Source organism: Bacteroides luti (genome assembly GCF_900128905.1).
Lineage (GTDB): Bacteria > Bacteroidota > Bacteroidia > Bacteroidales > Bacteroidaceae > Bacteroides > Bacteroides luti.
Window position 1 is genome coordinate 37,576 of the sequence record NZ_FQTV01000011.1, and the last position, 27,000, is coordinate 64,575.

The 27,000-nt window shown below is 36.6% G+C and carries 27 protein-coding genes, 3 tRNA genes and 1 pseudogene; 19 read left to right on the top strand and 12 right to left on the bottom strand.

All coding sequences use genetic code 11. The features are described 5' to 3' along the window. Nucleotides 1–13: 13 nt before the first annotated feature. The 10 genes from prmC to BUC21_RS10855 all read left to right on the top strand — a co-directional run bounded on the left by prmC (nt 14) and on the right by BUC21_RS10855 (nt 6,397). The gene (gene prmC / locus BUC21_RS10805) at nt 14–850 is read left to right on the top strand and encodes a peptide chain release factor N(5)-glutamine methyltransferase (protein WP_073402220.1); all 837 of its coding nucleotides are present in this window, start codon (nt 14–16) and stop codon (nt 848–850) included. Further along, nucleotides 847–1,326, top strand: coding sequence for a regulatory protein RecX (locus tag BUC21_RS10810; protein ID WP_073402222.1), 480 nt, complete (start codon nt 847–849; stop codon nt 1,324–1,326). The genes prmC and BUC21_RS10810 overlap by 4 nt, the downstream gene beginning before the upstream one ends. After that, complete coding sequence (locus tag BUC21_RS10815; protein ID WP_073402506.1) at nt 1,310–1,996, top strand: ComF family protein; 687 nt, start codon at nt 1,310–1,312, stop codon at nt 1,994–1,996. Before BUC21_RS10810 ends, BUC21_RS10815 begins: the two co-directional genes overlap by 17 nt. A 254-nt stretch (nt 1,997–2,250) precedes the next feature. Next, nucleotides 2,251–2,889: an orotate phosphoribosyltransferase gene (gene pyrE / locus BUC21_RS10825; protein WP_073402227.1), complete on the top strand. Its 639-nt coding sequence runs from the start codon at nt 2,251–2,253 to the stop codon at nt 2,887–2,889. A 12-nt stretch (nt 2,890–2,901) separates the two neighbouring features. After that, nucleotides 2,902–3,312, top strand: a complete 411-nt coding sequence (locus tag BUC21_RS10830; RefSeq protein WP_073402230.1) for an SRPBCC family protein — start codon at nt 2,902–2,904, stop codon at nt 3,310–3,312. 16 nt (nt 3,313–3,328) lie between these two features. Beyond that, complete coding sequence (gene argH, locus BUC21_RS10835; protein ID WP_073402233.1) at nt 3,329–4,669, top strand: argininosuccinate lyase; 1,341 nt, start codon at nt 3,329–3,331, stop codon at nt 4,667–4,669. Between the two features lie 24 nt (nt 4,670–4,693). After that, a complete protein-coding gene (locus BUC21_RS10840) occupies nt 4,694–5,698 on the top strand; it encodes an aldo/keto reductase (protein ID WP_073402236.1) in 1,005 nt (334 codons plus the stop codon). A gap of 12 nt (nt 5,699–5,710) precedes the next feature. Then, nucleotides 5,711–6,154 (top strand): hypothetical protein, encoded by a 444-nt coding sequence (locus BUC21_RS10845; protein WP_073402240.1) that lies wholly within the window; start codon nt 5,711–5,713, stop codon nt 6,152–6,154. Between the two features lie 73 nt (nt 6,155–6,227). Next, nucleotides 6,228–6,300, top strand: a tRNA-Gly gene (locus BUC21_RS10850). 13 nt (nt 6,301–6,313) lie between these two features. Further along, nucleotides 6,314–6,397 (top strand) — tRNA-Leu (locus tag BUC21_RS10855). A gap of 132 nt (nt 6,398–6,529) precedes the next feature. On the opposite strand, the pseudogene BUC21_RS10860 reads toward BUC21_RS10855, so the two are convergent. The 9 genes and pseudogenes from BUC21_RS10860 to BUC21_RS10900 all read right to left on the bottom strand — a co-directional run. Beyond that, nucleotides 6,530–7,453 (bottom strand): annotated as a pseudogene (locus tag BUC21_RS10860) (ISAon1 family transposase); the annotation flags it as partial. Nucleotides 7,454–7,502: 49 nt separating this feature from the next. Next, on the bottom strand, nt 7,503–7,736 hold the full coding sequence (locus tag BUC21_RS16800) for an ISAon1 family transposase N-terminal region protein (protein ID WP_449374832.1): 234 nt from the start codon (nt 7,734–7,736) through the stop codon (nt 7,503–7,505). 223 nt (nt 7,737–7,959) lie between these two features. Further along, entirely contained in the window at nt 7,960–8,391 is a 432-nt protein-coding gene (locus BUC21_RS10870; RefSeq protein ID WP_073402246.1) for a YjdF family protein, read from the bottom strand. A gap of 3 nt (nt 8,392–8,394) precedes the next feature. Beyond that, a complete protein-coding gene (locus BUC21_RS10875; RefSeq protein WP_073402249.1) occupies nt 8,395–9,318 on the bottom strand; it encodes an AraC family transcriptional regulator in 924 nt (307 codons plus the stop codon). Nucleotides 9,319–9,497: 179 nt separating this feature from the next. Next, nucleotides 9,498–10,274, bottom strand: coding sequence for a YoaP domain-containing protein (locus tag BUC21_RS10880; RefSeq protein WP_073402251.1), 777 nt, complete (start codon nt 10,272–10,274; stop codon nt 9,498–9,500). A 75-nt stretch (nt 10,275–10,349) separates the two neighbouring features. Next, nucleotides 10,350–10,604 carry a hypothetical protein gene (locus BUC21_RS10885; RefSeq protein WP_139261408.1) on the bottom strand — a complete coding sequence of 85 codons (255 nt, stop codon included), beginning with the start codon at nt 10,602–10,604 and terminating at the stop codon, nt 10,350–10,352. A gap of 21 nt (nt 10,605–10,625) precedes the next feature. Then, a complete protein-coding gene (locus BUC21_RS10890; RefSeq protein WP_073402508.1) occupies nt 10,626–11,315 on the bottom strand; it encodes a hypothetical protein in 690 nt (229 codons plus the stop codon). A gap of 203 nt (nt 11,316–11,518) precedes the next feature. Continuing rightward, nucleotides 11,519–12,247 carry a hypothetical protein gene (locus BUC21_RS10895; RefSeq protein ID WP_073402256.1) on the bottom strand — a complete coding sequence of 243 codons (729 nt, stop codon included), beginning with the start codon at nt 12,245–12,247 and terminating at the stop codon, nt 11,519–11,521. Between the two features lie 976 nt (nt 12,248–13,223). Further along, complete coding sequence (locus BUC21_RS10900) at nt 13,224–13,634, bottom strand: hypothetical protein (protein WP_073402258.1); 411 nt, start codon at nt 13,632–13,634, stop codon at nt 13,224–13,226. Between the two features lie 210 nt (nt 13,635–13,844). Here BUC21_RS10900 and BUC21_RS10905 point away from each other — a divergent pair, with 210 nt between their 5' ends. From BUC21_RS10905 to BUC21_RS10915, 3 genes are all read left to right on the top strand, one after another. Beyond that, on the top strand, nt 13,845–14,072 hold the full coding sequence (locus tag BUC21_RS10905) for a hypothetical protein (RefSeq protein WP_139261410.1): 228 nt from the start codon (nt 13,845–13,847) through the stop codon (nt 14,070–14,072). Nucleotides 14,073–14,292: 220 nt separating this feature from the next. Next, nucleotides 14,293–15,834 (top strand): alpha-N-arabinofuranosidase, encoded by a 1,542-nt coding sequence (locus BUC21_RS10910; RefSeq protein ID WP_073402264.1) that lies wholly within the window; start codon nt 14,293–14,295, stop codon nt 15,832–15,834. A gap of 5 nt (nt 15,835–15,839) precedes the next feature. Then, nucleotides 15,840–17,252 carry a BNR repeat-containing protein gene (locus tag BUC21_RS10915; RefSeq protein WP_083547678.1) on the top strand — a complete coding sequence of 471 codons (1,413 nt, stop codon included), beginning with the start codon at nt 15,840–15,842 and terminating at the stop codon, nt 17,250–17,252. Nucleotides 17,253–17,387: 135 nt separating this feature from the next. On the opposite strand, the gene pnp is transcribed toward BUC21_RS10915, so the two are convergent. Next, complete coding sequence (pnp, locus tag BUC21_RS10920) at nt 17,388–19,523, bottom strand: polyribonucleotide nucleotidyltransferase (RefSeq protein ID WP_073402267.1); 2,136 nt, start codon at nt 19,521–19,523, stop codon at nt 17,388–17,390. A 218-nt stretch (nt 19,524–19,741) separates the two neighbouring features. On the opposite strand from pnp, the gene BUC21_RS10925 reads away from it, so the two are divergent. From BUC21_RS10925 to BUC21_RS10935, 3 genes are all read left to right on the top strand, one after another. Then, on the top strand, nt 19,742–20,893 hold the full coding sequence (locus tag BUC21_RS10925; RefSeq protein WP_073402269.1) for a thioredoxin-like domain-containing protein: 1,152 nt from the start codon (nt 19,742–19,744) through the stop codon (nt 20,891–20,893). A 212-nt stretch (nt 20,894–21,105) separates the two neighbouring features. Then, nucleotides 21,106–21,570, top strand: a complete 465-nt coding sequence (gene greA, locus BUC21_RS10930; protein ID WP_073402272.1) for a transcription elongation factor GreA — start codon at nt 21,106–21,108, stop codon at nt 21,568–21,570. 14 nt (nt 21,571–21,584) lie between these two features. Beyond that, nucleotides 21,585–21,998 carry an HIT family protein gene (locus BUC21_RS10935; protein WP_073402275.1) on the top strand — a complete coding sequence of 138 codons (414 nt, stop codon included), beginning with the start codon at nt 21,585–21,587 and terminating at the stop codon, nt 21,996–21,998. Nucleotides 21,999–22,052: 54 nt separating this feature from the next. Here BUC21_RS10935 and BUC21_RS10940 read toward each other — a convergent pair whose 3' ends face one another. Next, nucleotides 22,053–23,135, bottom strand: coding sequence for a mannose-1-phosphate guanylyltransferase (locus BUC21_RS10940; RefSeq protein WP_073402278.1), 1,083 nt, complete (start codon nt 23,133–23,135; stop codon nt 22,053–22,055). A 147-nt stretch (nt 23,136–23,282) separates the two neighbouring features. On the opposite strand from BUC21_RS10940, the gene BUC21_RS10945 reads away from it, so the two are divergent. Further along, nucleotides 23,283–23,366: transfer RNA gene (locus BUC21_RS10945), tRNA-Leu, on the top strand. Between the two features lie 95 nt (nt 23,367–23,461). Here BUC21_RS10945 and BUC21_RS10950 read toward each other — a convergent pair. After that, the gene (locus BUC21_RS10950; protein WP_073402281.1) at nt 23,462–23,797 is read right to left on the bottom strand and encodes a DUF3795 domain-containing protein; all 336 of its coding nucleotides are present in this window, start codon (nt 23,795–23,797) and stop codon (nt 23,462–23,464) included. A gap of 354 nt (nt 23,798–24,151) precedes the next feature. On the opposite strand from BUC21_RS10950, the gene BUC21_RS16315 reads away from it, so the two are divergent. Both BUC21_RS16315 and BUC21_RS10955 read left to right on the top strand, forming a co-directional pair. Further along, on the top strand, nt 24,152–24,265 hold the full coding sequence (locus tag BUC21_RS16315) for an RNA-binding protein (protein WP_139261412.1): 114 nt from the start codon (nt 24,152–24,154) through the stop codon (nt 24,263–24,265). Between the two features lie 316 nt (nt 24,266–24,581). Beyond that, nucleotides 24,582–26,999: a glycoside hydrolase family 88 protein gene (locus BUC21_RS10955; protein ID WP_394332758.1), complete on the top strand. Its 2,418-nt coding sequence runs from the start codon at nt 24,582–24,584 to the stop codon at nt 26,997–26,999. The last annotated feature ends 1 nt before the right edge of the window (nt 27,000 follow it).

Consider the following 27,000-nt stretch of genomic DNA (forward strand, 5'->3'; position numbering starts at 1 on the left):
CAAATCATAATTTATGCATGCAGTTGAGTTACATATCAAGCAGGCGTTGACCGGCATATATCCTGAATCGGAAATCAAGGGCTTCACGAAAATTATTTTTACCGAAGTATTTCATTTCAATATGCTTGATTATTATATGGGCAAAGATATTAATTTATCTGCAAATGAGGCAGAACAACTCGACGAGATTCTTGCCCGTCTTCAAAAAAACGAACCTATTCAATATATATTAGGTTATACCGAATTCTACGGAATGACTTTTTGTGTTACTCCGGCTGTTCTTATTCCCCGTCCTGAGACTGCCGAACTTGTATCCTTGATTATTAAAGAAAATGTTGATTGTTCTGCAAAGATTCTGGATATTGGTGCCGGAAGTGGTTGTATTGCAATCTCTCTGGCAAAGAATCTTCCACAGGCAAAAGTCTCATCATGGGATGTTTCGGACGAAGCGCTGAAAGTAGCCCGAGAAAATAACGAAAAGTTAGGTGTTTCTGTTACCTTTAGTAAGGTTGATGTTTTGGGATATAAGCCCTTTGGCGAGAAGTTTAATGTGATAGTGAGTAACCCTCCTTATATAACGAATGCTGAAAAAGCTGATATGGAGAACAATGTTCTCGATTGGGAACCCTCTTTGGCCTTGTTTGTTCCTGATGAAGATCCGTTGTTGTTTTATAGAAAGATTGCCGAACTTGGTCTTGATATGTTGACGCCCGGTGGGAAAATCTATTTTGAGATAAATCAGGCTTTTGGGAAGGAGATGGCCGATCTGCTTCTTTCTCTTGGGTATTGTGATGCAAAAATTATAAAAGATTTATCCGGCAGAGACAGGATAGTAAAAGCATTAAGATGAGCGAACTGACAGAAAAAGAAGCATTGAATAAAGCAGCGGCATATTGTACTGCATCCGAGCACTGTCTTTCTGAAGTTGGAACCAAACTTACTCAGTGGGGGGTGGATGCCGATGCTAAGGAAAGAATTCTTAAGCGACTTATTGACGAACGATTTATTGATGAAGAAAGATATTGTCGTTTTTTTGTGAACGATAAATTTAAGTTCAATAAGTGGGGTCGGATAAAGATCAGTCAGGCTCTTTATATGAAAAAAATCCCATCAGAAATGAGTCGTGATTGCCTGAATGAGATTGACGAGAAAGAATATATGAATACGCTGCGATCATTATTAGCTTCAAAGAAAAAATCAATTCATGCTTCGGACGATTACCAATTGAACACTAAACTAATCCGGTTTGCACTTAGCCGTGGCTTTGAAATGAGCATAATACGTAAATGCATGCAACTATCCGATGAGTATGATTCAATGGATTGATGCACTTCTGAACTTGCTGTTTCCACGTTCTTGCGTGGTGTGCGGCGGATGCCTGGTGAAAGGAGAAGAGGCCGTTTGTACAATGTGCAACTCAAGAATGCCGCGTACCAATTACCATCTTCAGCCGAATAACGAAATAGAGCAGCGTTTCTGGGGAAAGGCGGAAATAGAAAAAGCTACCTCATACTTCTTTTATAACAAAGGAAGCGATTACAGGCACATCCTTTTTAAACTGAAATACAACGGCTATAAAGAACTTGGCGAAGTGATGGGGCGCTATATGGCTAATGAACTTCTGGCTTCGGATTTCTTTAAGGGGGTAGATGTTGTTATACCGGTTCCGCTTCATTCAAAGAGGAAGAGAGTTCGTGGTTACAACCAAAGTGAATGGGTTGCTTTGGGTATATCTCATGCAATAGGTATTCCAATGGATTTGAATACATTAGTTAGATCTGTGTCGAACAATACCCAGACTCGGAAAAGTGTGTTTGACCGGTGGGAGAATGTGAAAGATGTTTTTCAGGTAGCTTCTCCTGAAAAGATCCAGGGAAAGCATATTTTGCTAGTAGATGACGTGCTTACCACAGGTGCCACCCTTGTATCTTGTGCCGCAAAACTGTTAGAATCGTCTGATGTAAAGATTAGTATTATAACACTTGCCGTTGCCTGAAAATAATTATTCTTGTTACGTTGTTTTTATATTGTACAAAACAATTAATTCTTTTGTACAGAACAATTCATTCTTCTGTACAAAAGAATGCAATCTTTTGTACAAGGGTGCAAAAAGCTATATAGATACCAATTCAATTATTCAGGTGATAAAACGAAAGAAGAATATTAATAAATGAAAAAATAATAGTTTTGCTTGTCCCATTTTCAATGAGTTTAAGTAACTTTGCAACGATACACATAGTTAATAAATTTATGAAAACTTTAGAGAGATTATTTGCTGAGAAATTACTCAAGATTAAGGCCATTAAGCTTCAGCCGGCAAACCCCTTTACCTGGGCTTCCGGATGGAAATCTCCTTTCTATTGTGATAATCGTAAGACTCTTTCTTATCCTTCACTTCGTAACTTTGTGAAGATAGAAATTTGTCGTTTGATTTTAGAAAGATTTGGCCAGGTTGATGCAATTGCAGGTGTGGCAACAGGTGCTATCCCTCAGGGTGCTTTGGTTGCGGAAGAACTGAACCTTCCGTTTGTTTATGTACGTTCAACACCGAAAGATCACGGTTTGGAGAACCTTATTGAAGGAGAGCTTCGTCCAGGTATGAAGGTTGTTGTTGTAGAAGATTTGATTTCGACTGGCGGTAGCAGTTTGAAAGCGGTAGAAGCAATTCGTCGTGACGGTTGTGAAGTTATCGGAATGATTGCTGCATTTACCTATGGATTCAATGTTGCAGTGAAAGCATTTAAGGATGCAAACGTAGAATTGGTTACTTTAACCAACTATGAAGCAGTTCTTGAAGTTGCTCTTCGTACCGGATATATCGATGAAGAAGATATTCCTACATTGGAATCCTGGAGAAATGATCCTGCTCACTGGGATGCTGCAAAATAAAATACAATAATTATGACTCAATTTGAAAGTGATATAAAGGTTATTCCTTACGCTCATGGGCGTGTATACGGTAAACTTTCTGATTTAAGTAATCTGGAAGGAGTTAAAGACCGCTTGCCGGCCGATAAAATTCAGGATTTAAGTTTTGATTCAGACAGTTTAAGCTTTAGCATCGCTCCTGTTGGTAAGATAACACTTCGTATCTGTGAACGTGAGCCTGAGAAGTGTATTAAATTCGAAACAACAAATTCGCCTCTTCCTTTCAACCTTTGGATACAGATTGTACCAACGGCTGACGAAGAGTGCAAGATTAAACTTACAATTAAGGCTGAGATCAATCCTTTTATTAAAGGAATGATTCAAAAGCCGCTCAAGGATGGATTAGAGAAAATGGCAGAAATGCTATCTAAGATTCCTTATTAAAAATAAAACAAAAATTATGGCGCAGAAACTTTGGGAGAAGAGTGTACAAGTAAATAAGGATATTGAGAAATTTACAGTCGGTCGTGACCGGGAGATGGATATCTTTCTGGCTAAACATGACGTTATTGGCTCAATGGCACACATTACTATGCTTCAAACCATTGATCTGCTCACATCTGAGGAGCTTCATCTTCTTCTTGAGGAATTGAAGAACATCTATGCTACTGCCGAAAATGGAACATTTGTTATCGAAGAAGGCGTAGAAGATGTTCATTCCCAAGTAGAATTGATGCTTACTCGTAAATTAGGTGATGTAGGAAAAAAAATTCATAGTGGCCGTTCAAGAAACGATCAGGTTCTTTTGGATTTAAAGTTGTTTACCCGTACTCAGCTGCAGGAAATTGCAGATATGGTTGAACAACTGTTTCATGTTTTAATAGCACAGAGCGAAAAATATAAAAAGGTTCTGATGCCTGGTTATACGCATCTTCAAATAGCCATGCCTTCTTCTTTTGGATTATGGTTTGGTGCTTATGCAGAAAGCCTGGTAGACGATATGATGTTTTTGCAGGCAGCATTTAAAATGTGTAACCGCAATCCACTTGGGTCTGCTGCCGGTTATGGATCTTCTTTTCCTTTAAACCGAACCCTTACAACAAATCTTTTGGGCTTCGACTCTATGAACTACAATGTGGTTTATGCACAGATGGGGCGCGGAAAGATGGAAAGAAATGTAGCTTTTGCCCTGGCAAGTATTGCGGGCACAATCTCAAAACTGGCTTTTGATGCTTGTATGTTTAACAGTCAGAACTTCAACTTTGTGAAGTTGCCTGATGAATGTACAACAGGTTCAAGCATTATGCCACACAAAAAGAATCCGGATGTATTTGAACTTACTCGTGCCAAATGCAACAAGATTCAATCTCTACCTCAACAAATCATGATGATTGCCAATAATCTGCCTTCAGGATATTTCAGAGATCTGCAGATTATAAAAGAAGTCTTTATTCCTGCTTTTCAGGAATTGAAAGATTGTCTTCACATGACAACTTATATCATGAACGAAATTAAAGTCAATGAACATATTCTTGACGATGATAAATACCTTCTTATCTTCAGTGTTGAAGAGGTAAACCGTCTTGCTGCGGAAGGAATGCCTTTCCGTGATGCTTATAAAAAAGTGGGACTAGATATCGAAGCTGGTAAATTTACTCACGAAAAGACTGTTGACCATACACACGAAGGAAGTATAGGTAATCTGTGCAACGAAAAAATATCTTTGTTAATGCAGAATATTGTTGACGGATTCAACTTCGATAAAATGATTCAGGCTGAAAAAGGCCTTTTAGGAAGATAATTCTTAATCTTAATATATAATATTATGGAATACGAACCTGCAAAGGACCGGTATTTCGGCAAGATGCAATATAAGTATTGCGGAAACAGCGGTCTGTTACTTCCCCGTATTTCTTTGGGACTGTGGCATAACTTTGGTGATGTTGACGATTTCGGTATTGCAACCGATATGGTTAAGTATGCATTCGACAATGGTATTACCCATTTCGACTTAGCAAATAATTATGGTCCTAGCCCTGGTTCTGCAGAAATAAACTTCGGGAAAATCTTAAAAAATAACTTTCAGGGATATCGTGACGAGATGATTATCTCTTCCAAAGCCGGACACGAAATGTGGGCTGGCCCTTATGGTGATGGTAGTTCCAGAAAGAATCTGATGGCAAGTATCGACCAAAGCCTTCGTAGAACCGGTCTCGAATACTTTGATATCTTTTATTCTCATCGTTATGATGGGGTTACTCCAGTTGAAGAAACAATTCAGGCACTTATCGATATTGTAAAAAGAGGTAAAGCTCTTTATGCAGGTATTTCCAAGTATCCACCCGAGAAAGCCAGAATTGCATATCAGATGCTAAAGGATAATGGCGTTCCTTGTCTGATAAATCAATCCCGATATAGCATGTTCGACCGCGAAGTGGAGAATGGAACGTTGGCTTTGGCCGACGAATTCGGAGCAGGTTTTATTGCTTTCTCGCCATTAGCACAAGGGATACTGACTAATAAATATCTGCATGGCATTCCAGAAGATTCACGTGCCGCAAAATCTACAGGATTCCTGAAAAAAGATCAGGTAACGGAAGATAAGATAGTAATTGCCCGTCAATTGAATGAAATAGCCCAGAGGCGAGGCCAAACTCTTGCTCAAATGGCATTAGCATGGGTTCTTAAAGACGAACGGGTTACATCTGTAATTGTTGGTGCAAGTTCTGTTAAGCAATTAAGCGACAATTTAAAGACCGTAGAGAATTTAGAGTTTACAGATGATGAAGTTAATCAAATCAGTTCTCTGATCTCTTCAATAAAACCATAGAAGCTGATAATAATGAAGAAGCTGATCCTTTTTATCTCATTGCTATTTTGCACAGTCTCATGTGGAGATAGCTTTGAATCTAGCATACCGAATGTTGGAAGGTTTGGCTTTGAAGTAGACTTGCTACAAGCTAAGTTTCAATCGATACGATTACCAGGCTGTTTTGTACCGGTAACCATGAATGAGCACAATGTAAAGCTAGGATTCGGAGGATTGATTATAGGCAATTCATATTACAATGGCTATTGTGCTTATGACGCAGCTTGTCCGGTTGAAGCAAGCCGTGATGTAATAGTAGAACTTACTAACGATGGCTTGGGAAAAGCTGTATGTCCTAAATGCAGTACTATATACGATTTAAATAACTATGGTGCCCCCAATGGTGTGGGCACTGAATATTTGAAAGATTATAGGGTAATAGTTCAAAGTCAGGATAAGCTTTACGTAAGTAATTAAAGAAATGCGCAAAAAAGTTAAGGAAAAATTTGGCAGATATAGGAAATAGTCATATCTTTGCACCCGTTAAAACGCGAAAGTAGCTCAGTTGGTAGAGCATAACCTTGCCAAGGTTAGGGTCGCGGGTTCGAGTCCCGTCTTTCGCTCTCTATCAAGGATGCCCGGATGGTGGAATGGTAGACACGAAGGACTTAAAATCCTTTGGCTATTGCAGCTGTGCGGGTTCAAGTCCCGCTTCGGGTACAAAGGTGCATCCTTAAAAGCTTCGTAAATGAATAATTTACGGAGCTTTTTTAATTTCTGCCCCCAATTCTTCTTAATTACTTCTTTTGGATCAGTCAATAAATTTGTGGGAATGTTAAAAGTTTCATCAGCTTATGCGTAAATTTTAGCCACTCTGTAAAGAAAGAATTTCATATCATTAACTCCTCTAAAAGATGCTCTAAAAGCCTTTAGTTTTGCATTAAAAGATTCTGCTGCAGCGTTAGTACTTCGATTTTCAAAATAGTTTAATATTCTTTCCGAATGATTCTCAAACATAGATATTATTGCAGAGAAGTTAGGATACCCTTGATTTTCTACCTCCTCATACCATTTGGCAAACTTTAAACGTGCCACATTTTTATCTTTTGTTTGCGAGAAAATACTCCCGACTCTTATACAGTGATAGTACATGTGTTTTATATCTGGAAAATAATTAAACAAGATTTCAGCTCTTTGTTTTTGTGATTCTCCCCATTTATTAGGTGCTTTAAATAGAAGAAACCGGCTTCTGACGAGCAATTGCCTGAGTGTGTCGCCATTTTCTAATTCTTTTGATTTGTATTCTATACCTTTTCTTTTAGCCTCTTTAATATTCTTTTCTTCCTCTCTTATAACTTGCCATCTATAAGCTACGCGTAACTCCTGTAATGCATCAAAGACCTGTTTCTGAACATGGAATCTGTCAACAACCTGGGTTGCTTTAGGAAAGCATGACCGGATAATCTTCTGCATGCTTGGAGACATATCCAATGTTACTTCACGTACTTTATATCTTTCTTTTATAGGTATCTTTTTGATAATCTCTGTAACCGTATCTGCTTTAGTACCTTTTACAATAGCAATAATACTGCCCTTTTTTCCATGAGCATCTCTGTTTAATAGAAGGGTATAAAGTTCGCCACACGAGAAGGATGTTTCATCAATACACAGATTAGGGCCTATATTCTTGGAATAAAGAAGATAATCCTCAGCATGAGATAATTGGTTCCATGAATGAAAATCACTCAATGTATCTTTATAGTATCGTTGTAGCTGTTTGCCATTAAGTTTATTGAAGGAAGCTACAGATTCTGCACTGACAGCATTATTGTCTAAGTAATTCTTTTAAAAAAGAACCGAACTCTGCAGTGATGCGAGTTCCGTGAGCAACAATCCTCCAATCTCGAGAATAAACCTTTCCAGTATCAATATCTTTCCATCTGCGTCTTTTTATACGAAGAAAAACAGCTTTGCCTCTAATGGGAAAATCCTGAACTTCTATTTCTGGATGAAAGCCATGAGAATGAAGATTTAAGGTGGAGATTTCATCAGGAACAATATTCTTTTCTTTCTCCCATAATTAGTTAAAACATTTAGCTTAACTTTATGTTCGATTTTAGTTAGCAACTCCAATGTCTTTATTTGTAAATAGACATCTCTATAATCTTTGCAACGATGGTAAAATTTACAGCCGTAAAAATAGTAGTTATGAAATTTTATAATAGCGGCAAAAAATATCGGGACCATCCATATAATTGTGTAAATGATAATTCAGGTTGGGGTTAATGTCCACGATGTTTATCTTTTCTTTTGATTTGTTTTATTTCAAATTTCTTTTCTTCTAATGCAATACGTATTTCCTTTAACTGACGTTTGCTATTGGCTTTCTTTTCTTCTTGCTGTTTCTTTAATTCAACTTGTGCCTTAGTAAAAGCATATTTGAAATTTATATTCTCTGTTTCGCGTTTAACTTTCTTCTGCAATTTCTTATAACTGATTTTTTTATTTTCAGTATTAGCGGACTCTTCCAAATTCTTTGTATATCGTAATCTGTTGTAGTCAAGTCTTTCAAAGAACAGCTTCGTATCTGAACCTGTTGGCTCTGAACTCCCTATTATTTCCCGGGCAACAGAATACTGTCCACTATCGTAAATCTCAAATAATGCGATCCACAATGGTGGACAGAATGTGATTGTTACAGAATGCGTGAACATGGTTTACTCTATTGGCACATAAATCTCGGTCATCAAGTCTTCTGGTTTGGTGCATTCAGGGTCGTTAAGATAGACCTCAAAACCAGGACGAGAAGCCAGCAGATGTTTGAACTCAAAAATAGACTTACCATAAATCGTATCATATACACTTCCAAGGTTGCTGTATGGGCCTTTGTATAGAAAAGCAACATATTTGCCACCTTCTATCTGTTTAACCCCGATTTCACCTTTTGGTTCAACCTTTGCTTTGATAGACAAACAAACATCAGCGCGCTGCTTATCCCCCTCAGTTACTTTAGGATCATCATGATAAATACAGATGTGATTGATCCCTGTCTCATCGCACATCTTTCTTAATATATGCGACTTTGGCGTATTGCTGCACAGACGAGACATCTGTTCAGTGAACAGTCCTGATTTGTGAACATGCTCCCAAAGTTTTCCCCATGCCGCACCGTAATCGTTATTGTTATAATCTCCCTGAAGGTGAATGTAAATAGCCTGCATCGACTTGAGGTCAACAATCCTTTGCTCTAATTTAAAATCAGGATTAACTTGAATTGGTTTCATAATTGAATAAGTTTTGTTGTTAGGATATTCGTTTGGCGAAATACCATAGAATGTCTTAAAAGCTTTCGATAGAGAACTTGGCACATCATATCCCACTTTATAAGCTACTTCCTGGATGGGCATATCTGAGTAACGCAATAGTCGGGCTGCAGTCTCGACCCGCATTCTTGTGATAAATGCGCCAACAGGTTCACCGAGTACGGCTCGCATAATGCGGTGGAAATGATAAGGCGAGAAATTAGAGATACAGGCCAGTGTCTCTACCGACATTTCTTCGCTCAGGTGGTTGTTAATGTATTCTATCACGATGTTTATCCGCTTGGAATACTCCTCTCTTGTTGATAACTTTTGTTGCATGACTCAATGGTTGTATATGCTTTAACGAACGGAACCAACTTTTAGTCCCTTTATCGTATGCAAATGTATGGCAAACTTATACGGACGGCTTTCCCTATCTTGCTAAAAAGATAGATACAAAAATATTTGCTTTGCACTATGCCCAAAAAGACGAGTCAAAGACTAATTGGAGTTTTATATTAGCGATTATATCCCAGCGCCGCCATAATTTTTAGAAATTTAGGTTCTGATAATATTTCATGTGTTATGAATTTACCATCATTAAATAACGAATATGTTGTAAAAGGGGTAGGTGAAGACTGTGCTTGCTCTGCTGACTCTATTAATATTGTGCGAAAAGGAATGTTCATTTCGTTAGCAACGATTTCGATTAGCGGAACATACTTTGACGTGAACGGGCATTGATGAGTATAATAAATGGTGACTCCTTTATCATATTCTGATGTTTGTTGTGATTTCACTTGTGGCATGAATCGTGGTTTGGCGGCATTCTTATCTGAAGTATCAAACGGTAGATACATTAGTTGGAAAAAAGGTTCAGCTTCATCGGCAAGCAAGAATTTCTTATGTTTCAAAAATTTAGGGTCAGCGAGAAATGCTGTATTCTTATTTGACGAGAGAATAACTAATCCTTTCTTTCCCTTTGCCTTGCTGTCGCTGATACACTCGTCGAGCAACAGATTAGCATTGCCATGTCCCTTAAATTGTCCTGATACCCATAGGCAATTGATGTACATATAGCCTTCGGCGCTGATTGGTGCCCATGCTTTCTCGGCAGGAATATATTCGATAAAGCATTTGCCGCGTACGTCACCTTTTTTAAAAATAAGTCCGTCATCAAGTCGTGCTTCCATCCATGCTTTCTTTGTAGACACCATTATACTTTTGTTGCTGGCTATGGCGCAACAAATGTGCTCCTGTGTCAGATTCTCTTTCGAGATTGTAATTATCTGCATAATAATTATATTTCTTTTCTGAAAGATAAAATATTTAGTATTTAACTAAGTTGACGATACTGTTAATTTGTTGAATCACAATGTGGATTCCGAGAAATCTAATTCATATACAATAGAACCACTTTCATCCTTGCTAAAATTTCCTACACAAATAAGTTCTGGAAAGTCGAATGTCCAGAAAGAAACTGAAATCTTCGATTGATTCGAAATCTCAATAGTTGCTGATAGTTTTTCTGCCTCTTCTTTACATCGCATTTGCAGTTTCTCGAAGCTATATTTTGTTTTATTACATTTAATATAAATCTTAGAGGGGTAAATTCTCTTCTTCATATTTTTATTCTTTATTTGTTATTATAAATCTTCTCCGTTTGCTCTGTTGTATTCATTGTCATAGAATATTGAAATATAATATTTTCCATAATCCTCATTAATCATAAACCAAACTGACTTCTTTGAATATTTTTCCATCATATATGAAAAGCCAGTCATTATCATATCTTTTTGTAATTCTTCTGTTTGATTAGATAGTTGCTCTTCTGTGTATTTCGACAAGAGGACGGAACGCATTTCTTTTGAGGCAAAAATAGAATCCACGGTTGCTGGCAGTTGATAATAAGCTGCTTCGTATCGCTTTTTATTTACTAATAATTCATAAGATATCTTTTCATCATCTGATATTGTGAAGTCTGGTGATGATAGAGATGCTGGAATATACTTTTTATTATTCTGAAACTGCTGGCATAAATTATTGAATCTTATTTTAATATCGCTCTCATCCATTGTATTGGCATCACAAACTATAATTCGACATACCTTATTGTTGTTTGTTACAATATGTATATTGACTTTTGCTCCATTAAATTCGCCAAATAATACATCTTTATTATATGGATTACTTTTATATCCTTTTGCTTTTAATTTCTGTATCATTACAGATTTGTTCCCATTTACAGGAATGCCAAGAAATTGGATTACATCTTTCTGTGCGTATAATGCTACTGAGTATATGAACAGTATAACAATTGATAATATCTTTTTCATGACTATAAGATTGATCATTTTTTATCATGGCTATTTTTAACGGGGGTAAATTTTACCGCCGTAAAAAATAGCCATGAAGTTTTATAATGGCACCAAAGCAATACTAGTATTCCTTCTTTAATCGATCATATAGAAACTATATACAGTCGATTAGCCATATATCGGTGAATAACTGAGATTTACTTTTTCTAATGATTATTGTGTTATTGCTTTTCTAGATTTTTTGTTAATTCTATTATGTAATTAGGCGTGCATGCTCTTATATATGAAGGATGACAAGATACAATCACTTTCTTTGAAGTTTTTTTAAGTTCACGATAAACTGAATATCCTTCAAATTCTTTTCCTTGAAACCAAATAATATCTGGATTTAGTATTTCTACCTCCTTAAGAAAAAGGTCTTCTATTTTCCCTTGTTCTTCACCAAAGAATTGTCTGTCGCTTGCACCTGTTCGAGAAGTACGACCTACAGTAACAAATTTGTAGAAATTAGTTTGTGCTACATTATCAAGAATAGAATGGAAACTATCTCGCATTTTATTTATAATCGCTCTGTTTTGCAAATTACGATGTGCTAAAACTTCATTCCATAATTCTGTATATTTTTCACGTTGAAGAAATAATGTAGTTATCATCATTCCTGATACGTGAGCATTTGGACAGTTCTTGATTTCATGTACAAAGCAATCTCTACGATACTTTAAAGGAATAATGTATTTTTCTTCCTCCATCCCAATGTCAAGTCCAACAAACAATATTTTTTTATCAGCTTCAGCATAATGTTCTCCGATATGTGGCATAGTTGCAAATCGAAGTTCTTTACCTTCTGGTGCATTATGCCAGATTCCTACTTTAGGATCAATTTCATTCTTTTCATAAAAGTCATTGTACAAAGACGTAATTTCATTTTTGATTTGTTCTAAGGTATTCATTGCTAAATGTTTTAATGATTTGTAATTGATATTATGCTACATTTATTCTGTTCATTGATACTATGAATAATGTATAATGCTTGACATTTATATGTTACAAATATAAAAACTTAATTCATTATTTGTGTATTCTTGTTTGTTTTTTATTTTCGATACTTATGTTAAAGATTTAGACTACTCTTTTTTTAGAATTATTCTCAACTTATCCAAAAATATGTTGTAATAAGCATTTTTTTACTTTTGTGTATAAAGCTTCAACAAGTAAAGTATCAGCTCCGTTAATAAACGCTATTAAATTATCTATATCCTTAAATAATAGTTAATTAGCTCCGATACCTTTTTAAAATCTCTGGAATGAAATATTCTTTTTCATCACTTTATCTGCCACCTGCTACTAAATAGGCATCAAAGCCTTGATCCATAATATAATAGCTTGGTGGCAGATAAAATTACTATACAATTCATCTCCCACTAAAATCAGTTATCTGCCACCAATCAGTTTTTCAGATTGCGTTATAATTCTGAAATCAACAGCTTGTTTAACTAACTAATGTACGGTGTCTTATTTAATGAGCTAACCATTTCTTGCATTTTATCTAAGTAAGCCTGCATTCAAGAACCCATGGGCCTTCATTCATGAACCCATGGGCCCGCGGCCGAGGGCTTACTTATGTTTCTTTGCAAATTTGGTTAATTTATCTGGGGAAAGTAGTTAATATGCTTATTACCACAAGCTATGCTCAGTTTTATCTTGCTATTTAAAGCTGAACATTTCTCACCCAATTATAAGTGAGAGTATCTTACTATGATGCTGTGGAGTGCTGAATTTAGTGGCAGATAGCCATGGTTTGTAGCAGATAAGCAAGATTTAGTAGCAGATGATTGGTTGAATAATTTTATCTGCTACCAGCTGAAAGTCTTTCTGCAAGGGCATTTTGTCCATTTTAGTGGAAGATGTGGAAGATGATTTTGACTTTTAACTGATACCTTTGCGGAAAAATAGAATACCGGTAATAATTAAGGCTGTTGAGAGTCCGGTATAAAATACCGAGATAAAAGAGTTTGGCAGGAGTTGGAACTTGCGGACTGTTACTCCGAGGGTGATCATAAAGAGCATAATGATCCATCCTTTGAGGTCGAAGAATGAAAGTAGGTGGTTATTATTGGCTTTTTTGCAAATTCGGTCTGTATGTTTTATATATAGCCTTCTGAATATCAGATTGAAAAAGAGAAGGAAAACAATGGTTGCCTCTCCTGCTTTAAATAACCAACATTGGGAGTCTGTGAGCCATGTGAGAATGCCAATTCTTAAGATGTTAATTCCGGCCACTATCCATACCATTCCAGCTAAGAGAAGTAATTGCTTGTTGTTTACTTTAAACTTCATTTAAATAATGTTTATGCTTCATTCTTTCTCTGCAAAGAAAGTGCATTTGCTCCGCTTATGAATGTAAAAACGGTTAAATATTCCTTTTTTTATAATATCAGATGGGTTGAATTTGTCGGCTTTTTACCGAACAAATGCGAAATAGGAGCGTTACATAAATACAAGGGTATTTATATTTAAACTCAATTTATCATGGAGAAAAAATCGAAGATGAGCAATCTCGGGAAATTCATTACCAGGATATTGCCGAACTTTGGGGGAGAAAAAATGCCGAGATCTGTCCTTCCCGAACCAGGAAAAACAACCAAACCGGTGATTCCTAAATTTGGTAAATCAAGCATGCATGAAAGTTTTGAGAAAGCAGTGAGACAAGCATTCTTTAAACCAGGAAAAACCAACATGCAGGCATGTGCTGGGCGAAGAGCCAGGAAGGCTTAGTTATATTTTGTTAGCGAGATAAACAATCTCGCTAATTTTTTATCTATCACAAAATAGCAGTGCTTATAAAGCAACTAATAATTGCTTAAATTGGTGCTTTTGATACATTTGTCTACCCTTATGCTCCTTATTTGAACCATAAATTGGTTGAAAGTAGTTATATTTGTAATGTATAATTTGTTATGATATCATTATAAATATATTTAATACTTTTAAAGACATGAGGAAATCGCTTCTTTTAGGCACTTTACTTGCCGCAAGCTTATCTCTTTCCGCGCAGAAGAAAGCTACAATCGAAATTAATCCTGAACAAGGAACACAAAAAATCAGTAAACACATTTACGGACATTTTGCCGAACACCTTGGCAGCTGTATCTATGGCGGACTTTGGGTAGGGGAAAATTCTGATATTCCAAACACGAAAGGTTATCGTACAGATGTGTTGGGAGCTTTAAAGAATTTACAAATTCCAAATCTTCGTTGGCCGGGTGGATGTTTTGCCGATGAATATCACTGGACGGATGGTATCGGGCCTAAAGAAAATCGTCCTAAGATGGTTAATAATAACTGGGGAGGTACAATAGAGGATAACAGTTTTGGTACACACGAGTTCCTTAATCTTTGCGAACTGCTAGGTTGTGAACCTTATATTAGTGGAAATGTAGGTAGTGGTACTGTGGAAGAACTTGCAAAATGGGTGGAATACATGACTTCCGATGGCGATAGTCCGATGGCTAATCTTCGTCGTAAAAATGGTCGTGACAAAGCCTGGAAAGTTAAGTTCCTGGGTGTAGGAAACGAAAGCTGGGGTTGCGGAGGAAGCATGGAACCTGCTTATTATGCTGATTTGTACCGTCGTTATTCTACTTACTGCAGAAATTATGACGATAATAAGTTGTTCAAGATTGCCAGTGGTGCCAGTGATTATGATTATGACTGGACAGAGACTCTGATGAAGAAAATAGGTAATAAGATGGATGGTGTATCTCTTCATTATTATACTGTGAAAGGATGGGACGGAAGCAAAGGTTCTGCTACTAAATTCTCAAAGGATGATTACTACTGGACTCTAGGCAAATGTTTGGAAATAGAGGATGTTGTGAAGAAACACATTGCTATTATGGATAAATATGATGCAAAGAAGAAAATTGGATTGATGGTCGATGAATGGGGAACTTGGTGGGATGTAGAACCGGGTACAAATCCTGGACACCTTTTTCAACAGAATACTTTGCGTGACGCTTTTGTAGCTGCTCTTACCTTGAATGTATTCAATAAATATGGTGATCGTATTCAAATGGCGAATATTGCTCAGGTTGTTAATGTGCTTCAGTCAATGATTCTCACCAAAGGAAAGCAAATGGTACTTACTCCAACTTACTATGTGTTTGATATGTATAAAGTGCATCAGGATGCTACTTATCTTCCGCTTACTCTTTCTTGCGATACAATGAAGCTTGAAAAGAATCGTGCGGTTCCTATGTTGAGTGCTTCTGCATCTAAAGATGCTAAGGGAGCTATACATATAACAATAGCAAATCCGGATATTGACAATGCTGAAGAAGTGGAAATTAATATTCCTTCATTAAAAGCTGCGAAGGTAACTGGCCGTATCCTTACTTCTAAAGAGGTAGACGATTATAATGAGTTTGGTGCTCCTGAAAAGGTTCAGCCAAAAGAATTTAAGGATGCAAAAATTACCAAACAGGGCTTAAAGGTGAAGATGCCAGCTAAGTCGATTGTTGTATTGGAGATAATTTAATTAAGATGATGGGTATTAAACGAATTCTATATTCGACTTTATTATTTGCCGCTGCAATATCAGCAACGGCGCAAACAGCTTCCTCTTTTGAGGGGGCTGTTCTTTTAGCTACTGGAAAAGCAGCTCATTTGAATCAGTCGAAAGTCGTTGAGCAGGGTAAATTAAAGATTAAAAGAGTTGTAGATATAGCAAAAGTCCCGGCTGATTTTCCGGTGAACTTTGCTCTTTATACTAAGGGCAATTATCAGTATTTGGCTTACTATGATACTACTCATCAGATGGTTGTGGCTTCCCGTAAGCTGAATCAGAAAAAGTGGAGTTATGAGTCCTTGGATACAAAAGTGCCTTGGGATAGTCATAATTATATATCATTACTTGTGGATGAAGCCGGATATATTCATGTAGTAGGAAATATGCACTCTTCTCCTCTTGTTTATTTTAAAAGCGCAAAACCTTGGGATATTAGTTCTATTCAGGCTCTTCATAAGATGACCGGAAAGGAAGAGGATGTTACTACTTATCCTGAGTTTATGTATGGTCCGAAGGGTGAAACTCTTTTTCATTATCGATACGGTCGTAGTGGCAATGGATATGAAGTGTTTAATGAGTTGAATGTATCTTCTCAAACCTGGAGCAGACTTATTGATAAACCTTTAATTGATGGTGAGGGAGAACGAAATGCCTATATGCAGGGACCAATTCTTGGTCCGGATGGATATTTCCATTTATTATGGGTATGGCGAGAAACTCCTGATTGCTCAAGTAATCACACTCTATCTTATGCACGTAGCAAAGATTTGCTTCATTGGGAAAGTGTGAATGGCGAAAAAGCAGGATTCCCTATTACTTTGAAAGATTCTTGTCTGGTGGTTGATAATACTCCAGAGAAAGGGGGGCTTATTAATATAGGTATTAAACTAGGTTTTGATTCTTCTAATCGGGTAATGATTGGTTATCATAAATATGATGATAAAGGGAATACACAGCTTTACTTATCACGTAATAAAGGTGGAAAGTGGAATTCAGTAAAGCAAACCAACTGGGATTACCGTTGGGATTTCAAAGGTGGTGGAACTATTGTCAATGAGTTATTAATTGATGCCCCTATTGTGAAAGACGGTAAGGTAACAATGGGATATCATCGACTTAACTTGAAAGATGCTCAGATTATTGCCAGTGAGAGTGCGTTTGCTCCTTTAGGTGAAGAATCTATTCCGTCTATCTATCCAAAAGAAATGGAAACTCTGGATTCTACATTTCCGGGTATGTTGGTTTATAAGATAAAAGATTCAGGAGCTAGCAAAAAGAACATTCAGTATGTACTTCGCTGGGAGGCTTTGTCGCCTAATCGTGACCAGAAACGAACAGGTAAACTTCCTCAACCATCGGTTCTTCGACTCTATGAATTGACTAAGTAAAAGAAGACCTTTACTGCTAAAAATATATTCCGGGAATTGAATCTTTGAAAACAAGCTTAGAAGATACCCGAATAAGCATAAAAAAGGGGTTGTTCAAAATGAACAACCCCTTTCGTTATATAAGGAAGTATTTAATTACTTATCTTCTTTCTTTGGTGGACGTGGCATTAAAGCTTTCTTAGAAAGTTTGAACTTACCAGTCTTAGAATCAACATCGATTAACTTAACCTCAATTTCGTCACCTTCTTTGATTCCAGCTTCTTCAACTGTTTCAAGGCGTTTCCAGTCAATTTCAGAGATGTGAAGTAATCCGTCTTTTCCTGGAAGGAATTCTACGAATGCACCATAAGGCATAACTGAGCGTACTTTGCCTTTATAAACTTCACCAACTTCAGGTACTGCAACAATACCCTTGATTAAGCGCATTGCATTATCAATAGCAGCTTTATTTGTTCCTGAAACTTCAATTTTACCAACACCTTCAATCTCTTCGATAGTGATAGTTGCGCCAGTTTCTTCCTGCATTCCTTGAATGATTTTTCCACCAGGGCCGATAATTGCACCAATGAATTCTTTAGGAATAATCAATGTTTCAATACGTGGAGCATGGTCTTTCAAGTCAGCACGAGGCTCTTGAATTGTTTCCATCATCTTACCAAGAATGTGCATACGACCTTCTTTAGCTTGACTCAGTGCTTGTTCCAGAATATCAAAAGAAAGTCCGTCTACCTTGATATCCATCTGAGTAGCAGTAATACCGTCTTTTGTTCCTGTAACCTTGAAGTCCATATCGCCTAAGTGGTCTTCATCACCCAGGATATCAGATAATACAGCAAATTTATCTTCGCCTGCATTCTTGATTAATCCCATTGCGATACCAGAAACTGGTTTCTTAATCTTCACACCAGCATCCATAAGAGCTAATGTTCCGGCACATACAGTAGCCATTGAAGAAGAACCGTTTGATTCAAGAATCTCAGATACTACACGAACTACATAAGGATAGTTATCTGGGATTATATTTTTTAAAGCCATGTGAGCAAGGTTTCCGTGTCCGATTTCGCGACGGCCTGTGCCTCGTTGAGCTTTTGCTTCACCTGTACTGAATGGAGGGAAATTATAGTGTAACAAGAAACGTTCTTTTCCTTTTGCCAATACATTATCAATGATTTTCTCATCCATCTTGGTACCTAAAGTAACAGAAGTCAGAGATTGAGTTTCACCACGGGTAAAGATCGCAGATCCGTGAGGTCCTGGTAAGTAACCTACTTCACTCCAGATTGGGCGAATTTCGGTAGTCTTTCTTCCGTCAAGACGTTTGCCTTCATCAAGAATGCAACGACGCATAGCTTCTTTTTCTACATCGTGATAATATTTGTCGATCAAAGCTCCCTTTTCAGCTAATTCCTCTTCAGATAACTGAGCTTTGAATTCATCGCGGATAGCATTGAACGCATCTTCACGTTCGTGCTTGTTTCTGTTTCCTGATGCTGCTATTGCGTATGATTTATCATAGCATGCTTCATGAACAGCTTTGCGAAGTTCGTCATCGTTTACTTCGTGGCAATATTCGCGTTTAACAGTTGAACCTACAGCTTCAGCTAGTTCTATTTGAGCCTTGCAATGTACTTTGATTGCTTCGTGAGCAACTTTCATTGCTTCCAATAGTTCAGCTTCTGAAGCTTCTTTCATTTCACCTTCAACCATCATGATGTTATCATAAGTTGCAGCAACTATGATATCCATGTCAGCTTTTTCAAGTTCAGTGAAAGTTTGGTTAATAACAAACTTACCGTCAATACGTGCAACACGTACTTCAGAAATTGGTCCGTTGAAAGGTATGTCTGAAACAGCTAATGCTGCAGAAGCAGCAAGTCCTGCCAAAGCATCGGGCATATCTTCACCATCTGCAGAGAAAAGGATAATGTTTACATATACTTCTGCATGGTAGTTGTCTGGGAATAATGGGCGTAGAGCACGGTCTACAAGACGACAGGTAAGGATTTCATAATCAGAAGCTCTACCTTCTCTTTTTGTGAAACCACCAGGGAAACGACCGAATGCGGCGTATTTTTCTTTGTACTCTACCTGTAAGGGCATGAAATCTGTTCCGGGAACTGCATCTTTAGCGGCACAAACAGTAGCTAGCAACATGGTGTTTCCCATGCGAAGCATTACAGAACCGTCTGCCTGTTTTGCCAATTTTCCCGTCTCGAGTGTGATGGTTCTTCCATCTCCTAGCTCGATTGTTTTAACAATTGGGTTGATCATAAAAATTGTTTTATCTATTTCTTTCTTTCAAAATTATGGCAAAGATATATATTTCTTATTTCTAAGACAGTGTAAATGAGTGAAAAAGTTACTGTAAAATCGTTTTTTTTCGTTTTTTAAAGAGAAGTAGATAAGTAAATGCTTTGTCTAAACGTGAAAAAGGCTATATTTGCAACTCATTAATGACAAATTAACCGTTCGAATTATAGAATTATATCATGAAAAAAATTAGTTTATTCATATTTGGAGCTTTCGTTTTAGCATCTTGTAACAAGGAGCCCAAATTCAATATCAAAGGAACCGTATCTGATGCCGAAGGAAAAATGTTGTATCTTGAAGCTTCTGGCATTGAAGGAGTTGAAGCGCTTGATTCTGTTAAATTGAAAAGTGATGGGGAGTTTAGTTTTAAACAGGTGCGCCCGGAATCTCCAGAATTTTATAGATTGAGAATTGATGAGAAGGTGATCAATTTTTCTGTTGACAGCACTGAAAATCTTGATCTTAAAGCTAAATATGGTGATTTTTCAACTGGCTACACTATTACTGGCTCAGAGAATTGTGCAAAAATAAAAGAGCTTACATTAATGCAGATTGATCTTCAAAACAAGATTGATGGATTGGTTAAAGATGCTCAACGAAATAAGATTACAAATGATGTCTTTCAGGATAGCGTTTCTGATATGATAAGCAAATATAAAGATAAGGTGAAAACTAAATATATTTTTGCTGCTCCTAATATGACGTATGCTTATTTTGCCCTTTTTCAGAGAATAGGCGATTATTATGCTTTCGATCCTATGAATAGCAAAGAAGATATTAGATGCTTTCAGGCTGTGGCTACAAGTTTAACCAATGCTTATCCAAATGCTGTAAGAACAAAAAATTTATATAATGTTGTTATCAAGGGTCTGAAGAATACCAGACCGGCGAAACAAAAAACACTGCAAATTCCAATAAATAAAATTTCAGAAGCAGGATTAATAGATATAGACTTGAAAGACGTTCAAGGCGTTTCTCGTAAATTGAGTCAGTTAAAGGGTAAGGTCGTGTTATTAGATTTTGTAGTTTATCAGAGTCAGGCTTCTGCCGAACATAATCTTAACTTACGTGAGTTGTACAATAAATATGCATCCAAAGGTTTGCAGATATATCAGGTTTCTTTAGATGCCGACGAACATTATTGGAAAACTGTAACAGACAAATTACCTTGGATCTGTGTTCGTGATGAAGATGGAGCAGAATCAAGATATATTCCATTGTATAATATAAAGAACGTGCCAACTCTATTCTTGATTAATAAGAATAACGAGCTTAATTCACGTTTTGAAAGTCTTAAAAATATAGAATCTGGATTGCAAAAACTTCTTTAATTTGCTAATATATAGGACTTTTATGTAAAACATGTTACAAAGCATACCAATTTGCTTGACATGTGTTATTTAAAATCTTATCTTTGCAAAGTATTCAAATAGAAAGAGGGTTCCGACATATCTATGTTGGAATTCTTTTTTGTTTATATGACCGTTAAATTGCTTATTGCTTAAAAAGAATATTATTAATTAATTAAAATAGGAGGATCAATATGGCTTATATGTCAGAAGAAGGCTACAAGAAATTAGTTGAGGAACTGAGAATTCTCGAAACTGTAAATCGTCCTGAGATTTCAAGACAGATTGCTGAAGCAAGAGATAAAGGTGACTTGTCTGAAAACGCAGAATATGATGCGGCAAAAGAAGCACAGGGTATGCTTGAAATGAAAATTAGTCAGTTGAAGAATATTGTTGGCAACGCTAAAATTATCGATGAGTCTAAATTGAAAACAGATTCTGTTCAGATTCTGAATAAGGTAGAACTTAAGAATGTAAAGAACGGAATGAAGATGGTGTATACTATTGTTTCTGAAAGTGAAGCTAATCTGAAAGAAGGCAAGTTGTCTGTTAAAACTCCGATAGCTAAAGGACTTCTTGGAAAGAAAGTTGGAGATATAGCAGAAATAACAGTTCCACAAGGAAAGATATCTCTTGAAGTGGTGAATATTTCTCTATAAAATTCAATAGAACAATGGCGACAATATTTAGTAAAATTGCAGCAGGTGAGATACCAAGCTATAAAATAGCTGAAAACGATAAATTCTATGCTTTCCTGGATATTAATCCTTTGGTTAAGGGACATACATTAGTTATTCCTAGACGTGAAGTGGATTATATTTTCGATATGGAAGATGAAGAATTGGCAGATATGCATCTTTTTGCAAAAAGCGTAGCTAAGGCTATTGAGAAAGCTATTCCTTGTAAAAGAGTTGGTGTTGCTGTTATGGGGCTGGAGGTTCCTCACGCTCATATTCATCTTATTCCAATTAATAAGGAATCAGATATGATTATCTCAAATCCTAAACAAAAACTGTCTGACGAAGAATTCGTTGGGATAGCTTCTGCTATTAAAGCAGCTTGGGAGAAAAATAAGGTCGATTTATAAAAAAAGAATGCGCATGATTATAATCACGCGCATTCTTTTTTTATAGTTGATCTATTAAATATAATCTTCGCCCATCTTTATTTGGGCATCGTTTACAAACTTACGTATAGCATGTTCTTCATCTTTCTTGCAGATTAACAAAACGTTATCTGATTCTGCAATTAAATAATCTTCCATATTCTGAAGCACTGCCAATTTTCCCTCTGGTAATACAACAATGTTATTTTTACAGTTATACATTAATGTCTCACATTTCAGAGAAACATTATTGTTCTCGTCTTTTGAAGATAAGTCATAAAGCGATCCCCATGTTCCAAGATCTGACCAACCAAAATCACCCATTAAAACATACACATTGTCTGCTTTTTCCATTATTCCAAAGTCTATTGAAATGTTTGGGCATGCCGGGAAATTTTCATCGATGAATGCTTTCTCATTTTCGGTTGCATAAATGTTATCGCCGACTGATAGTTTGGCTACTAATTCGGGTAATAGTTCATTGAATGCTTTTAATATAGAATTTACATTCCAGATAAATAGTCCCGAGTTCCAGTAGAATTCACCGCTTTCCAAAAAAACCTTAGCAAGCTCTAATTCAGGCTTTTCTGTAAATGTTTTTACTTTATAAAAATCACCGTCTTTTTGCTCGTCAACCTGGATGTAACCATAACCAGTTTCTGGTCTGTTAGGTTTAATACCCAATGTAAGCAGGTTGTTAGAGCTTGCTGCGAATTTCAAGCCTTTTTCTATAGCTTCCAGGAATTCACCTTCTTTTAAAATCAGGTGGTCGGATGGAGCTACTATTATATTTGCATTTGGATTAATTGCCTGAATATGATATGATGCCCATGCAATGCAAGGTGCTGTATTTCTGCGAGTTGGTTCTAATAAGATCTGATCTTGTGATAACTGTGGTAGTTGTTCTTTAACCAACGAAGAGTATAAATCATTGGTTACAATAAATATGTTTTCTGCAGGTATAATTTTGCTGAAACGATCATAAGTTTGTTGAAGTAGAGAACGTCCTGTTCCAAAAAAATCAAGAAATTGTTTGGGGAGACTTTTACGACTGAAAGGCCAGAAACGACTTCCTATACCTCCACCCATGATTACACAATAATTATTGCTGTTTGTCATGATAATAGCTATTTTAAAAGTTTCCGCTAAGGTACTATTAATTTTATAAAAAGCGTGTTCATCTTAACCTATTTCTCTTTTTTTCATCTTTTTTTAGTTCAACTATTGCAAATATAGAAAAAAGCTGTATCTTTGCACTCGCAATTCGCCCAGATGGCGGAATTGGTAGACGCGCTGGTCTCAAACACCAGTGGATTCACTTCCATGCCGGTTCGATCCCGGCTCTGGGTACTAAGAAGCCTCTTAATCATTAGATTGAGAGGCTTCTTCTTTTAAAAGTCACACTACAATTGCACCATTTTTAATATAATAATCTATTTTATTGCCTAAGACAGAAGATTTTCTTTAGCATTTGGAGAGTGTTGAAAAACAGGGCCAACGATCTGACAATTATCCAATTCTTTGCAGTCACCGCATGTGTTAAATCCTTTTTCATGTACACATTTACGGATTTCGCAATATTCGCTGCAATATGCAAACTTTGCTCCGTCTACACGACAGCCCATGCAATTTATGGTTGCTGCTGTAATTTGCGGTGCATTGTTCATGGAACTCCATTTCTGGGCAGTTTTTTCTCTTAACTCATTGTCATTTTGGACTGTGGCTATGCGGGCGTCGCAATTTTCGCAATCTAATCCGCAACATGCAATCAATTGTTTCATCTTTTTTTAATTACAATTTTTATTATCAAAGTTTTAGTGAAAATTCATATCATGAGATAAGTCGCTAAATTGCAAAATTAAATTTCAAAAATAATATTTTCTGAGAGATTTTTTTTCTTCAGAAAATTGTCACTTTTTTAAAATAGGAATATTAGGAAAATTTGTGAGCAATAATTTTCTTTAGATCATTTTTATTTGAAGTAAGATTGAATTCTGTTTTGTTACTAATCTTTTCGTTTAACTTATTTAACTGCCATTGATCTCTGTTGGTATACTTTTTGCATCTTGATATAACAATTTGTGAACTGTCACAAATTGTCAGACATATAAATTAACTTTTTAAATTTTAGAAAAATGGGAGCTGCAGGAAACAAAAAGCCCAAAAAGGCAAAAGACAAGTTGAAAGTTAAATCTGAGTATCAATTGGAACAGGCTACTGCTGTTGTTGGCGGCAAGCATAAAAAATAATTCAGTCCCTTTTCTTACCCAAATAGAGTCCATCGAAAAAACTTTTTTCAATGGGCTCTTTTATTTCGCTCGGTTAGTTTTGTTAGCTATAATGCTAATAAACAACAAAAAAGACAATATTCCCATCAAAATACAGATACTTTTATGCTTTCTATTCTTTATTTTTGTAAAGTCAATTGTTTTGCGAAAACTAGAACGACAGATAACATACATTATGAAAAGACAAATCACTTATTTATTTACTGTTTTATTTTTTATTGCATGTTCGGTTAAGATCAATGCAACGGTTAAGCTGCCTGCTATATTTTCTGATAATATGGTATTGCAGCAAAATACATGGATTAATATCTGGGGTGCAGCTTCTGCAAATGAGAAAGTAGCCATTACTACTTCATGGAATTTTAAAAGATATGTTACTACTGCTGATGCTGCCGGAAAGTGGGAGTTGAAAATAAAAACTCCTAGAGCAACAAAAGAACAGAATATTACTGTAAAGGGTGAAAATGTGATCAAAATCAATAATGTATTGATTGGTGAAGTTTGGCTTTGTACAGGACAGTCGAATATGGAATTTCAGGTTGCTAAAGACAAAGGATGGAAAACCGGAATGTTGAATGAAGAAGAAGAAATGAAGGATGCTGATTATCCTGAGATTCGATTATTTCAGGTACAACATCAACTATCTCCTGAAGGACCAAAGGATGATTGCGTAGGACATTGGGTCGTATGTAATCCGACTAACCTTAAAGAGTTTTCTGCCGTAGGTTTTGTTTTTGGGCGCAAACTTTATAAAAGTTTGAATGTTCCTGTGGGGTTAATTCAGTCTACCTGGGGTGGAACTCATGCAGAATCATGGATGAAGAAAGAATTGATGGAAAGCAAACCTCTTTATGCAGACGTTCTTAAGGATTTTGCTTTGAGTAATGTAAAAAGAGAAAAAGATTATTGTAAAGTTCCGGCTACTTTGTGGAATGGTATGATTAATCCAATTCTTCCTTTCACTGTAAAAGGAAATATTTGGTATCAGGGTGAATCAAATTCTGTACGTTTTGAGAAGTATCAGGAAGTTCTTACCGATTTAATTAGCAGCTGGCGTAAAGAATGGTCGCAGTCGGAAATGCCTTTCTACTTTGTGCAAATTGCTCCTCAGTATAAACAACCTGCCGGAATTCGTGAAGCTCAGCTGAAAACCTGGCAAACAGTTAAGAATACGGGTCTGGCTGTGATTACAGATGCAGGTGATTCTACAGATATTCATCCTCGTAATAAACGTATTACAGGAGAGCGTCTTGCATTATGGGCATTAGCTAAAACTTACGGAAGAAATTGTGCATATTCGGGTCCGCTGTATAAATCAATGAAGATATCGGGTAATAAAGCTATCCTTACTTTTGATTATGTAGAAGGTGGACTAACATCAAAAGGTGACGCTTTAAAGGGTTTCTTTATTGCGGGGACAGACAGACGCTTTTATCCGGCGAAAGCTGTGATTGTTAATAATAAGGTTGAAGTTTCTGCACCTGAGGTATTAGATCCTGTTGCGGTACGCTACGGATGGGGATTTTTCTTCCGTACTAACTTATTCAATGAAGCTGGTTTGCCTGCTTCTCCTTTTAGAACAGATTCTTTTCAGGAAGATACTTATGCCAGACGTTTTGCTGATTCTGAAATGAGACGTTTCCCTAAGGCTTATATGTTAGATCATGGAAAGAAACCTTTCTTTGGCTATGCTCAGGGAGTGGGTTGCTGCGCAATGCTTAAGATGTGGAAACAGACTGGTGACAAACGTTATTTCAATTATGTAAAAGAATGGGCTGATAGTCTTATTAGTGATAATGGCGATATTTATCTGTATGACAAGTCTTCTTATAATGTTGATTTTGTGAATTCAGGAAAAGTTCTTTTTGATATATATAAGGAAACTGGCAATAAGAAGTATAAACTTGCCATGGATGTACTTATTAAGCAATTAAAAGATCAGCCAAGAACTTTGGAAGGTGGTTACTGGCATAAGTTGGTCTACCAACACCAAATATGGTTGGATGGTATTTATATGGCTTCCCCTTTTATGGCTCAGTATGGTGCTGAGTTTAATCAGCCAGAATGGATTGATGAAGCTGTTAAGCAAATCACTCTTTGCCACAAACATACTTACGATCCAAAAACAGGTCTTTATTATCATGCTTGGGATGAAAGCAAATCACAGCGTTGGGCTAATCCGGAAACCGGACTTTCTCCAAACTTCTGGGGAAGAAGCATCGGATGGTATTTCATGGCTATGGTTGATGCGCTTGATTTTATTCCGGCAGGACACGAAGGACGCGAAGTTGTCATTAAACAAATACAAGGATTAGCTGATGCTCTTCCTAAATATCAGGATAAGGATGGATTGTGGTATCAGGTTCTTGATCAGCCTAAACGCGAAGGTAACTTCCCTGAAGCATCTGTTACTACTCAGTTTATGTATGCGTATGCAAAAGCTGTAAACAAAGGATATCTTGATAAGAAGTATCGTGCTTATGCAGAAAAGGCATTTGAAGGATTGAAAAATAAGCTGATTAAGGAAAATGAAGATGGAACACTTACGCTGACACGTTGTTGCCAGGTTGGTGGTTTAGGTGGAAACCCTTATCGTGACGGAAGCTTTGAATATTATATTGGAGAAAAAATGCGCGATAATGATGCTAAGGCTACAGGTCCTTATATAATGGGATGTATAGAATTGGGACATTAAT